Here is a 12,781-nt window from a genome sequence, read left to right as displayed (position 1 = left end):
TGAGCCAGGATCAAACTCTCTTTAAAATAAATGGAATTTGAATACTTATCCAACACCGTGAATAAGTCTCCTTAGCGCCAAAATTGACTTTGCTAGCTTTCTTACTTGTTTTTTGGAAATCGCTCTCGATTTCCTGTCCTGCGAATTAATTGGTGAAACATACTGTCTCATCGCTTTTTCGTCTTCTTTTTGTTCAGTTTTCAAAGGTCATTCTTTCTTCGCCGCCTTTTTATCAGCAACTCTTACATACTACACTAGCCAGACGTGAAAGTCAACAATTTCCCCAAAAAATTTCGAAGGAATTTTGTTCTTTTACTATTATCTCTCGCTGGCACGTTTATTAATATATCATGTTTTATAGGGGTTTGCAAGTAAATTTCTAAAAAAGTTTTCATTTGTACAAAATTGTTTGTAACAGAAAATAATTGTATCTAAATTACTTATGAATAAAGTTTATTTCCTTTGAAAGTTGTAGTTTTTTTGTATACTATATATTAATTTATGCAAAGTAGGATAATGTTAATGACGGCAATCATTAACTTGATAAGCAGGTAAATAAACAGTTCTCCTCTGCAATTATCGAAAAAGAACTTCTTCATACTTTTTCCGAGCTTTAATCCGTGATATCAAAATATTGAAGAAAAACTTACTGTTTCTATCATTATTGGTAGCGTTTTTTGGATGAAAAACTTTTTAATCTTCTATTTTATCTATACAACCAGATAAATTGAGTTTATATTACCTCTTTGATATTATATTTTGGAGGTTCATCTGTTGTTGGTAACTAAATAAGAAAGCCAAGGTTTATCTCAAACCTTGGCTTTTTCATTGATAAAGCTTTACTCTTTGTTTCCCGAATAAAGAGAGAACCTTTCCGCTCGGTAACTCCATGCTGATGAAGGGAAATCTGAAAGGCGTAGTTCATAAACTACTTTACCATTTTTATCAACTTCAACAATCCTACTTTCCTTTCCCTCTGCTAAATAACCGAAGTTCACCAATCTATTGCCCGTCGTCGGCATATACCTTGCGCTACCGATGATATTCGTAAAATATCCCTCACCTCGCTCTTTCCCATAAGACCAAACTTCTTCGATAGTTTTATTTTTTTCATTAATCCTATACTGAATGGCTTGACTATATTTTTTCGACTCTTGTGCGTCTCCGCGACTTACTACAACATTATTGTCATACAGAAGAATATCCACAGTTTCATCATTATTATCTTGATCCGGTAAGATAATCGGTGCATGTTGTCCTGTCGGGAATTTCATAACATTATCGACGCTTTTTAACAAATATTTTTGATAGTTTACGGGCCAGCCTTCATCATCCGCTAATATCCATTTAATTTGACTGGTCTCATAATCGAGTTTCATGACTGTATCTTGATTTCTCCCAGAAATGATAATACTATCATCGCTTGTGTCATAAACAACTGCATTTTGATGGAACCAATCTATTTTCCCGTCCCCTCTCGCTGAAAAACTCTTATAAAATTTAGCTGGCAATATATTCTTCAAATCAATTTCTTTTACAACCTCTCCAGTGTTTCGATTGATTTCAATCATTGTATCTTCCATATATTTTGTTTCATCATTAATAGTTAGTAGTAAATTCCCTGACGGAAGCTCAATCGCATCATGATGGATCGCAGACTTCTGAGAAGAACCAGATGTTTCACTTTCAGCATCACTTTTCATTTTATAAGCACGATAGATTTTACCAACATAATCCGTTTCAAGTAATAATGAGTATGTATCATCGCTATTTTCATATTTTGTTAAATATAAAAGATGACCATTTTTCAATTCTTTAAATACATGACTGTTATACTTGGTTGAATAATAACGAACTTCCCCCGCAGAATCGACCCCATATGCCCATTTTGTACTTGGCACAACAAAAGTAAGTGAACTATCCGTCTGCTCCATTTTTGTTGTATTTGCTTTTGTAACATCTAGTTTTGTAAAATCTTTCGGAAGTGCTTTCGTTCGAACGGAAACCACCTTCGTTGCTTTCATCCCATCTTTCGTTTCTGCAGTTATAGTTACAGTATTATTTTTATCCGCATATAAACCTAAAATAGAAAGATGGTGTTTTGTTTTATATGACGAATTAGAAGTTTTAATGGTTGTTTCTGCTGTTTCACCCTTTACTTCAAGCGAAATTTTAGTCGGCTCCTCCGTTTCAAAAATCGCAACTGCAGATAATGGTGCTGTTCCATAAGGATTAAGTTTTGTGTAAGGGTTTTTGAATGTCGCTTCTTTACTATCTTCGGTCATTTTTTCATCAATTTTTTCCTGCTCTGAAATGAGCGTTTTATCTAACAGATAATTATTACTTGCCGCCTCTTCTTTATTTATACTAACCGTTAAAAGGATTCCACCAAATAGCACAATAATAATCAGATACATCCAGTTCTTTCGAATAAATTGCATTGAATCCCCCCGTACATTCATTTGCCTCCCATTTTACAAAATAATTATGAATAAATTATGACAAAACATGAAAATAATTACTTTTTCAAGAAACTAAAAGGTTATTTTTGCCTATTTCACGAAAAATCACCAGCTGATTTTTTCTTGCTGATATAATAATTTACAAATACCCTGTGTGCTACTGCTAAAAACGCATTCCGTCCTTTTTTTACATAGATAAAAAGAAAAGGGGGGAATCTCCTCAAATAAAGCTTCTTTATTTCTGTTATAGCCCTCTCTTTATTTATTGACAATAAATAAAAAACTAAGATATGCAAGAAGCATATCTTAGTTTTTAACCTAATGAAATTCAGCGAAGTCCCGCCGCTCGTTTTACAAATATTTACGTTGTGATTTCTTCGGCCTTACGTATAAGCCCAACTTTTCCTGTTCTTTTGTGAGCGATATATAAAGCGAAACTATCATCAGTAAAATCACGATGGAAAACGGAAAAGCGACAATTATCGCAGCATTTTGCAAGCCTTGTAATCCACCAGCAAATAGCAATGTGCTCGCAATGCCTGCTTGGAGAATCCCCCAGACGATCTTGATTTGGAAACTCGGGTTCATTACTCCATTCGTCGTTTGAATTCCTAGAACAAATGTTGCTGAATCTGCCGACGTCACGAAGAATACTGCAATTAAAATGATCGCCACAACAGATAGCAATGTGCTCCATGGCAATTCATTAAAGGCGCCAAAAAGAACTTGTTCTGTTGGTAAGTTTTTCAGTGCCGAATTTGCCGTTTCCTGTACATCAATTGCCGTCCCGCCGAAAACAGCAAACCAAAGTGTGCTCACAATCGTCGGGAGAACGATAACACCCATTAAAAATTCGCGGATCGTCCGTCCTTTTGAAATTCGTGCGATGAAAAAGCCAACAAATGGTGACCAGGACATCCACCAAGCCCAGTAAAAGATGGTCCAACTATTTATCCATTCACGACCAGCTGCATCTCCTGGCGTGGTTCGAAAACTCATTTGAATAAAATTCTGTAAGTAAGCACCAAAACCATTTGTAAATTCATTCATAATTTTTACAGTTGGCCCTAAAAACAAAGTGAGGACAAGTAAAATAGCTGCAATGTACAAATTGACATTACTCAAAAGTTGAATGCCTTTATTTAATCCAGTTGAAGCAGAAATCATAAATAAAATGGTTACGATAATAATGATGATCATTTGAACGGTGAAATTAACTGGAACACCTGCTAGATAAGCAAGTCCCCCATTAATTTGCTGTGCTCCTAGCCCGAGAGTTGTAGCTACACCAATAACTGTCGCAAAAACAGCAATGATATCGACCACATGCGCGAGCCAGCCATGAGATTGTTTACCTAATACCGGGTAAAGCGTCGCACTGATTAAACCAGGCGCTTTTTTTCTAAATTTAAAATACGCAAGCGCGAGCGCTACAACCGCATAAATCGCCCACGCAGAAATCCCCCAGTGGAAAAAGGTATAGCGCAGAGATTGTGTTAGCGCGGTTTGAGTTCCAGTATCTCCTCCTGGTGCGTTTATCGCAAAGTGTGAAAGTGGTTCTGCAGCTCCCCAGAACACAAGACCAATCCCCATTCCAGCACTAAACAACATCGCAAACCATGAGCGATTACTATATTCTGGTACATCATCTGGTTGTCCTAAACGAATTGCACCTATTGGACTTAAAATAAGGAAAATACAAAAGGCTACGATCACAACAACAACCAGTAAATAATACCAGCCAAATGTCGAGGTTAAAAAGCTTTGAATATTGGCGGTAATTTTTTCAAATCCTTTTGGGAAAACGGTTCCCAGTAAAACTGCAGATAGTACTAGAAAAAAGGAAACCCAAAAAACTACTCCTGTCTTCTTCATAAGCAACTCCTTTATTTTTCTTTTCCCTATAACTTTTCAAACAAAAAAGGTGTTGACTTTCCATGACTAAATCTTAGTATTTTTTCTTTTTGTGTAATTGCGCTCTGCTGTCCCATTGCGCGCCTCCTTCCCAAATACACTCTGTTTTTCTATCAGTCACTCCAGTACAAGGGAATTAATAATTCTATTTTATCATAACATAGATTCCACCTCACGTCTGACCAATTTTTTCGCAAGAAACGTGGAAGAGACTTCAAACATTTGATAGGCGAAAACCGTCTATGTACCTACTTGTAACGCAAAACTGCCTACGCGCTTTTTGCGCGTAGGCAGTTCATTTTCTTATTTATTCTTTTCTAGCCAATTATGCAATCGATTCAAAACTTTTTCGCGTCCGAGTACTTCGATCGCAAGCGGAAGTTCTGGTCCGTGCATTTCTCCTGTCGTTACAATCCGAATTGGCATGAACAAACCTTTTCCTTTCACACCCATTTCTTTTTGCACTCGTTTAATCGCTGCTTTCACTTCGTCTGCTTCAAATGGTTCCAGTGTTTCTGCTTCTTTCGCAAAAGCTTCAATCACTGTCGGCACCGTTTCAGCGGCAAGAACTTCTTTTTCTTCATCATCAAATGTCATTTCACTTGCATCCGCAAAAAACATTTCCGACAAACCAACAATTTCCGCGCCATAACTCATTTGTTCGTGGTAAAGTGACACAAGTTTATGCACCCAATCGCGTTCTTCATTAGTCATCTCTTTCGAAACAACACCTGCTTCTTGAAGATGCGGTAAAGCTAGCTCCACTACATCGTTTAATGGTAGTTTCTTCACATATTGGTTATTTACCCAAGTCAACTTTTGCTTATCAAACAGCGCAGGTGATTTCGATAAACGTTTTGGATCGAAAATTTTGATGAATTCTTCTTTAGAAAAGATTTCTTCTTCCCCTTCTGGAGACCAACCCAGCATGGCAATGAAGTTAAATAATGCTTCCGGCAAATAGCCTAAGTCGCGATACTGCTCGATAAATTGAATAATCGAACCATCACGCTTACTTAATTTACGGCGACTTTCATTGACAATCAACGTCATATGACCAAAAGTTGGCGGTTCCCATCCAAATGCATTATAAATCATAATTTGTTTCGGTGTATTTGAAATGTGGTCATCACCACGCAAGACATGCGTCATTTCCATCAAATGGTCATCCACTGCCACCGCAAAATTATAAGTTGGCATGCCATCTTTTTTCGCGATAACAAAATCGCCAATTCCATTTGTATCAAAGGAAACTTCATCTTTCACCATGTCGTTAAAAGTGATCGTTTCATTTTCCGGAACAAGAAAACGAATACTCGGCTTCAAACCTTGCGCTTCTTTTTCCGCACGTTCTGCTTCTGTCAAATGACGACATTTCCCGCTATAACGAGGCATTTCACCGCGTGCTTTTTGCGCTTCACGTTCTGCTTCTAGTTCTTCTTCCGTACAATAACATTTATAAGCTTTTCCTTCATCTAAAAGTTGTTCAATTAGCGGATCATAAATATGCGTTCTTTCCGATTGACGGTATGGACCAAAATTTCCTGGTTTATCGACGCCTTCATCCCAGTCAATTCCAAGCCACTTCAAATTCCGCATTTGGCTTTCTTCGCCGCCTTCAACGTTTCGTTTTGCATCGGTATCTTCAATCCGAATGACAAAATCTCCACCATTATGACGTGCAAATAAATAATTGAAAAGAGCGGTTCGCGCATTCCCAATATGCAAATAACCGGTTGGACTAGGCGCATAACGCACTCGTACTTTTTTATTGTCTGACAAAATCCTTCACTCCTCGTTTTTATTTTTCAAGCAAAACAACTGCTAAACTTATAATCCCTTCACCCCGGCCAGCAAAGCCGAGTTTTTCAGAAGTCGTCGCCTTCACATTCACTTGATCAATCTCTGCATCCAGTAATTCAGCAATCCGGTTTCGCATCGCATCAATGTATGGCGCCATTTTAGGTTGCTCCGCTATAATCGTGCAGTCTAGATTGGAAAGCAGGTAACCTTCTTCTTTCACCTCTCGAAAGACTTCGCGAAGCAATTCAGCAGAATCAGCATCTTTATAAGCCGCATCTGTATCAGGAAAAAAGTGGCCAATATCTCGCTTCGCAACCGCGCCAATAACGGCATCTGTTATCGCATGAAGCAATACATCCGCATCGCTATGACCAAGTAGTCCTTTTTCATGCGGAATCTCAATACCACCAATTACCAGCTTTCTTCCCTCGACCAGTTGATGCACATCATAACCTTGCCCAATTCGAATCAATGCTAATTCCCCTCTCGTTCTCCTAAAATCGCCCGTGCTAACGGCAGATCTTCAGGTGTCGTTATTTTAATATTGTAGTAGCTTCCTTCAACTATTTGGATGGGTACACCAAGGCGTTCGACAAGACTCGCCTCATCTGTCCCGAGAAAGTCATCAATCGCAGCTTGTGCGTGAGCCTTTTTTAACGTTTCTTGCTTAAACGCTTGTGGGGTTTGGACTTGCCAAAGCTTTTCCCGATCAAGGGTTTCTTGCACAATCCCTTGTTCCACTCGCTTCACAGTATCTTTTACTTTCACAGCACAAATTGCAGCTCCTTCACAGCTAGCCGTCTCACATAAGCGATCGATCATATCTAGTGAAACAAATGGACGTGCTCCGTCGTGTACAAGCACAAGCTCAGCTGTTCCACACTTGGCAAGACCATTTTTAACACTATACTGTCGCTCAGCTCCGCCAGAAACCAGTTCAATTCGCGCAAGTTCAGATGCGGAAAGTGTCATTCTTTCTAGAAAATGCTCTACAATATGCTTTTCATCCGCCTGGCAAACAACAATTACATGTTTACAGCGAGAATCGGCAAGAAAAGGCTTAAGCGCATGAACAAAAATCGGTTCACTAGCTAGCTCAAGCCACATTTTATTTTGATTTGTGTTCATGCGCTTTCCTTGCCCAGCAGCAAGAAAAATTAGTTCATAGTCCATTTCTTTAGCTCCTGAATCCTGTTTTAATTCGGTTTCGCGAAAATCATTCTTCCAGCAGAAGTTTGAAGCACACTCGTAACCACCACATCAATGGCTTCATTAATGAAGCGATGTCCGTCTTCAACGACAATCATCGTCCCATCGTCTAAGTAAGCAACGCCTTGATTGTGTTCCTTCCCGTCTTTCACGACAAGAACGTTCATTGATTCTCCCGGCAAAACAACAGGTTTCACGGCATTAGCCAGATCATTGATATTTAACACAGGAACATTTTGAAACTCACAAACTTTATTCAAGTTGTAGTCGTTCGTAACAACCGTTCCATTCATATTCTTGGCTAATTTTACCAGCTTCGCATCTACTTCAGGAATATCTTCGAAATCACCTTCATACATTTCAACTCGAATATTTCCCTCTTTTTGAATACGATTTAAAATATCAAGCCCTCTTCGCCCACGCGTTCTTTTAAGCGTGTCCGATGAATCCGCGATATGCTGCAGTTCGGCTAGCACAAAGAGCGGGATGACAATCGTTCCATTTAAAAAACCGGTCATCAGAATATCCGCGATTCTCCCGTCAATTATAACACTCGTATCGAGAATTTTATAGTCCTCTGTAGCAGATTGATTGGCATTAGCTTGGCCAGCAACCAGTTTTTTACGTGCATTTTTCCCAGCAAATAATGTCCCGAGTTCATTTCTGCGACTCACGCCAACTCGAAAACCCAGATAACTAAGTAAAAGTGTTAAAACAACTGGAACAACAGAATCTACAATCGGAATCTTCGTTTGGCTAAATGCATTTCCAGCAAAAAATGCAATGACTAGCCCAATAATCAGACCTAGCCCCCCGTATGCAATTGTTGCACCAGAAATACGTGTTAATCGTTCCTCAAGCCAATTAAGCGCGGATTCTATATATTTCACCGCCCAAAAAGTAATAAGATAAAATATAAGTGCACCAACTAGAGCATTGGAATAAGGATTGTTTAGCCATAACTGATGGCCAATTCCGATTTTCTCATAAACACCCGGCAATATAAAAACACCCGATGTTCCTCCGAGCAAAATAAAACACACTCGAATAATCCATTTTAGCATCTTCACGCCTCCTTTCAGTTTCATTGTAAAAAGCGTAACATGTTTCCTACCCATTTTACACTAAATCTCAGACGAACAGCAACCATTCTCTTTGCAAAAAAGAAGCAGAATAAGATCTGCTTCTAATCATTTCGGAAGAGCTTGCTGCAAAGCTTCGGCAATCGTTGCCACACGGACAATTTCAACGGATTTTGGAACTTTAAATTCACCGCCGTTATTTGTCGGAATAAAGATTCGCTTAAAGCCTAGTTTGCTCGCTTCTTTTACGCGTTCTTCAATCCGAGCTACACTTCTTACTTCTCCTGTAAGCCCGAGTTCACCAATAAAACAATCCGTGCTTTTCGTTGGGCGATCATGGTAGCTTGATGCGACACTTACCGCAATCGCTAAATCGACTGCTGGCTCATCGAGACGAACACCGCCCGCCGCTTTTAAATAAGCATCTTGATTTTGCAGAAGCAAACCCACACGTTTCTCGAGCACCGCCATAATAAGAGAAACTTTGTTATAATCAAGCCCTGTTGCCATCCGTTTCGCATTTCCGAACATCGTTGGAGAAACAAGCGCCTGAATTTCCACAAGGACAGGGCGCGTTCCTTCCATAGACGCTACAACCGTTGAGCCGGACGCGTTATCCAAACGCTCTTCAAGGAATACTTCAGACGGATTAGCCACTTCCACTAAACCGACATCTCTCATTTCAAAAATCCCGATTTCATTGGTTGAACCAAAGCGGTTTTTAACCGCACGCAAAATACGGTAAGCATGATGACGTTCACCTTCAAAATAAAGTACCGTATCCACCATATGCTCAAGCAAACGCGGTCCAGCGATCGCCCCTTCTTTCGTTACGTGACCAACGATAAACACCGTAATATTTTGCATTTTCGCAATTCGCATCAGTGCTGCTGTTGACTCTCGTACTTGCGAGACACTCCCCGCCGCACTTGTCACATCTGGATGGTAAACCGTTTGAATCGAATCAATAATCACGAAATCTGGCTTAATAAAATCAATCGTCGCTTGGATGGCTTCAAGATTCGTTTCCGCATATAAATACAAGTTGTCACCAGAAACCTGAAGGCGCTCCGCACGAAGTTTCGTTTGTTTAACCGATTCTTCCCCAGAAATATATAGCACTTTTTTATCCGCTAGCGTAAGCTCCGCAGAAACTTGAAGAAGTAAAGTTGATTTCCCGATCCCAGGGTCCCCGCCGACAAGTACCATAGAGCCTTCGACAACACCACCACCGAGCACCCGGTTCAGTTCAGGCATCTTCGTTTGTACGCGTTTTTCAGACTCACTCATCACATCCGTGATTCGCATAGCTTTCGAAGGCTCACCTGTATGTTGAAAAGAGCTACGCGAAGCCTTTTTAGAAGGTTCGAGTGCCTCTACCATTTGATTCCACTCGCCACAATTCGGACATTTACCCATCCATTTAGGCGATTCATAACCGCAGGAACTGCAGACAAATTTTGTAGTTCGTTTTGCTTTTGCCATGTGTCATCCCCCATTCTTGCTTATTGTACCACAGAATGTTTGTTCGTGGTTTAGTTTTTGCCAAACTTCTATTTTAACAAGAAAAAACAGCTAGAAATGGCATTTTGAGCCAGGCCTTGCTTTTTCAATTGAATACAAAAATGGCAGACTTTTCGTCTGCCATTTTCTAAACTCTATCCACTTATCGTGCCATAAATCAATATTTATTTCTCATTTCACAATAAAATCGGTTATAGCGATCTTTAACTCTAAATTGGTAGTATTTTATCCTTGAGAAACAAAAAAGTATTAACTCAAAGAAACATATCGACACTAAGTTTATTCGAAAATAAACAATCGAGTTTTAGATATTACCACACCCTATACTTCGCTACAAATCTATATTTAAAAGTCAATGGGCCTAATTGATTAAGCCTAATTTTATTATAACCTGTTTTTCGATATCCGTGAGCTACAGATAAATATTTACTTACTTCCCCAAATTTTGGTCCCCAATATGGCCCATAGCCATAATAAATTTTATGATGATAATTTTCCACTTGTCCCATGACCCTTGCCTCTGCTGAATTTGACAATGGAGCGAGAATAAGCATTACTGCTAAAGTAAACAAAATAATTACCTTTTTATACTTCATGTTGAAATCCACCTCTCTGATGTTTTTTGAATCTCTATTAGATTACCACAATCCGAGACCGTTGAATAGTAAATATATTACAAAAAACAAAAAATATTGTTTATATTGATTTATCTGTTAATTTGTTGATTTTATAATAAGACACCATTATAATTAAGAGCGATATAAATAAAACTTCAAGAGGTGTTCATCTATGATAACAATTGAAAATTTATCCGTTAAAATTGGGAAAAACCTCATTTTGGACCACTTATCCCTTAAAATCCGGCCTAGTGAAATCATCGGACTTGTTGCTCCAAATGGAACAGGCAAGACAACCCTTTTACGTTCCATCTCTGGTTTGCAAAAAATAACATCCGGAAAAATTTCCATCGAATCTTACGAAATGAAAGAAGCAACCACGCACTATTGTCGTTCCTTCTTCTACTTACAAAATATCGATTTACTTTATCCAGAGTTAACAGTTATTGAACATTTGCGCTTTGTTAAATACACTTGGAAATCTGATCAGCAGATTGAGCAAATATTAGATTTACTCCAAATGACAGCTTATCAACATAAAAAAATATCTAAACTATCATTCGGAATGAAACAACACCTTTTGATTGCAATGGCTATTATAAGTGATGCCCCCAATATTTTAATGGATGAACCTTTTAACGGACTCGATCCTACAAGCATTCATATTGTGACAAGAGCTATTCATTCCCTTGCTCAAACTGGAAAAGCTTTTCTTTTTTCTTCCCATATTTTGAATCATATTGATCAAACTTGTAGCAAAGTCCTGTTTCTTCAAAATAAAAAAATCGAATATATCCTAGATTTCTCTAAATTTCCTGATAAAAAAGCGGAAGAGATTTACCATAACTTGTATGAAGGGGATGACAACTTTGAATCTACTACATTTTGAAACCTTGAAATTTATACGTAAAAAAAAGCCACTTATCTTACTACTTCTTGCCGTTTTCCTCCCCATTGCTAATTATATATTAAGTGGCCTCTTTGATACTCATGAAACAGAACGTGCAGATTTTGCTATTCAAGCATCTGAAGCCGAAAATTCAGCACAACAAATTGATGATATTTCACAAAATGAACCTGCCGCAAAGCAAGCGGCAAAGCAGACTAAAAAAGAAGCTACAATACTCGAACAGCTTACTTCCGATGTTTCCAGTAACGACTGGTCTGCTTTTTTAAAACATCAAATCGCATACGATCAGTTGCAACTTAGAGGAATCGAAGAAGGAAGCATACCTATGGATATTGAGGATCTTTCCCGCATTCATAAACAAATAAAGCTCAATACTTATTTAGAAAAACATCATTTAGAACCAGAAATCAGCGGAGCTGATCGCTACGGAATCAATTACGCACATCAATTCTTGTCGGTAACAACACCATTTCTCATATTTGTTTTAGTCCTTTTTGCTGTCATTGATATTCTAAACAATGAAAAAAAATTAAAAACACGCGATTTCATGAATATAATTCCAGTCAGTAAAAGCAATTTGATTCAAATCAAACTCATACTGAATGCCCTTTTTGCATTTTTTCTTGTCATCATCACAACTATTACGAGTTTTCTCACCGGATTAATTGGAAAAGGTTTGGGCACATTTCGCTACCCGGTATTATTTCACAACCCTGCCACAGATCAAATTCATATCGATACCATTGGCGTGTGGTTCTTAAAATATTTCAGCTTAGTATCGTTATTCATTTTATTGATCACACTCACCGCTCTTTTAATTAGTAAAATTTCTACGGGTGATGTTGTGAATGCCTTGATCCTTCTAGCCATTTTGTTCCTGCCATCAGCACTCGGAAAATACAACAACGGATTCGATAAAATTATGCCTTTCCTACCGTCATCCTACCTTAATATCCCGAACCTCCTTTCTGGTGAAGCCCTTTCGCAGAATGCTCAGTTAACTTTTACAAACGGCATCTGGTCATGCATCGTATTCATTCTTTTACTTTACATTGCCATCTTCGTTATAACTAAGATTCAGAAAAAAATCTGATGAATTTGATCGGCATGCAAGCTGCAAAAAAACAGCTCCTATTTTTGAGATCCGTACCGCAAAATGTTTGCTCGTGGTTTAGAATTTGCTAAATTTCTATCTCGATAAGAAAAAACACTTATAAATAGCGGTTTTAAGCCGTAATACACCTTTTTAGTTGCATGAAA

At 38.4% G+C, this 12,781-nt stretch carries 10 protein-coding genes; 2 read left to right on the top strand and 8 right to left on the bottom strand.

The window, feature by feature from the left end; genetic code table 11:
* Positions 1-839 precede the first annotated feature (839 nt).
* The 8 genes from HB912_RS13065 to HB912_RS13030 form a co-directional block, all read right to left on the bottom strand.
* On the bottom strand, positions 840-2,441 hold the full coding sequence (locus HB912_RS13065) for an aryl-sulfate sulfotransferase (RefSeq protein ID WP_185375185.1): 1,602 nt from the start codon (positions 2,439-2,441) through the stop codon (positions 840-842).
* Positions 2,442-2,813: 372 nt separating this feature from the next.
* Positions 2,814-4,337 carry a glycine betaine uptake BCCT transporter gene (locus HB912_RS13060; protein ID WP_036072924.1) on the bottom strand — a complete coding sequence of 508 codons (1,524 nt, stop codon included), beginning with the start codon at positions 4,335-4,337 and terminating at the stop codon, positions 2,814-2,816.
* Between the two features lie 342 nt (positions 4,338-4,679).
* Complete coding sequence (gene gltX / locus HB912_RS13055) at positions 4,680-6,158, bottom strand: glutamate--tRNA ligase (protein ID WP_185375183.1); 1,479 nt, start codon at positions 6,156-6,158, stop codon at positions 4,680-4,682.
* A 19-nt stretch (positions 6,159-6,177) separates the two neighbouring features.
* Positions 6,178-6,651 (bottom strand): 2-C-methyl-D-erythritol 2,4-cyclodiphosphate synthase, encoded by a 474-nt coding sequence (gene ispF, locus HB912_RS13050; RefSeq protein ID WP_036072919.1) that lies wholly within the window; start codon positions 6,649-6,651, stop codon positions 6,178-6,180.
* Positions 6,652-6,653: 2 nt separating this feature from the next.
* The gene (ispD, locus tag HB912_RS13045) at positions 6,654-7,352 is read right to left on the bottom strand and encodes a 2-C-methyl-D-erythritol 4-phosphate cytidylyltransferase (protein ID WP_185375180.1); all 699 of its coding nucleotides are present in this window, start codon (positions 7,350-7,352) and stop codon (positions 6,654-6,656) included.
* A 23-nt stretch (positions 7,353-7,375) separates the two neighbouring features.
* Positions 7,376-8,452: a PIN/TRAM domain-containing protein gene (locus HB912_RS13040; RefSeq protein WP_185375178.1), complete on the bottom strand. Its 1,077-nt coding sequence runs from the start codon at positions 8,450-8,452 to the stop codon at positions 7,376-7,378.
* A 126-nt stretch (positions 8,453-8,578) separates the two neighbouring features.
* Positions 8,579-9,955, bottom strand: coding sequence for a DNA repair protein RadA (radA, locus tag HB912_RS13035; protein WP_185375176.1), 1,377 nt, complete (start codon positions 9,953-9,955; stop codon positions 8,579-8,581).
* Positions 9,956-10,305: 350 nt separating this feature from the next.
* Positions 10,306-10,590 (bottom strand): hypothetical protein, encoded by a 285-nt coding sequence (locus HB912_RS13030; protein WP_185375174.1) that lies wholly within the window; start codon positions 10,588-10,590, stop codon positions 10,306-10,308.
* A 193-nt stretch (positions 10,591-10,783) separates the two neighbouring features.
* Between HB912_RS13030 and HB912_RS13025 the strand changes: the two genes are divergently transcribed.
* On the top strand, positions 10,784-11,500 hold the full coding sequence (locus HB912_RS13025) for an ABC transporter ATP-binding protein (protein WP_185375173.1): 717 nt from the start codon (positions 10,784-10,786) through the stop codon (positions 11,498-11,500).
* The gene (locus tag HB912_RS13020) at positions 11,472-12,614 is read left to right on the top strand and encodes an ABC transporter permease subunit (protein WP_185375171.1); all 1,143 of its coding nucleotides are present in this window, start codon (positions 11,472-11,474) and stop codon (positions 12,612-12,614) included. Before HB912_RS13025 ends, HB912_RS13020 begins: the two co-directional genes overlap by 29 nt.
* Positions 12,615-12,781: the final 167 nt, after the last annotated feature.

This window comes from Listeria aquatica (genome assembly GCF_014223975.1).
GTDB classification, from domain to species: Bacteria; Bacillota; Bacilli; order Lactobacillales; family Listeriaceae; genus Listeria; species Listeria aquatica.
This window is presented reverse-complemented; position numbering and strand designations above follow the sequence as displayed.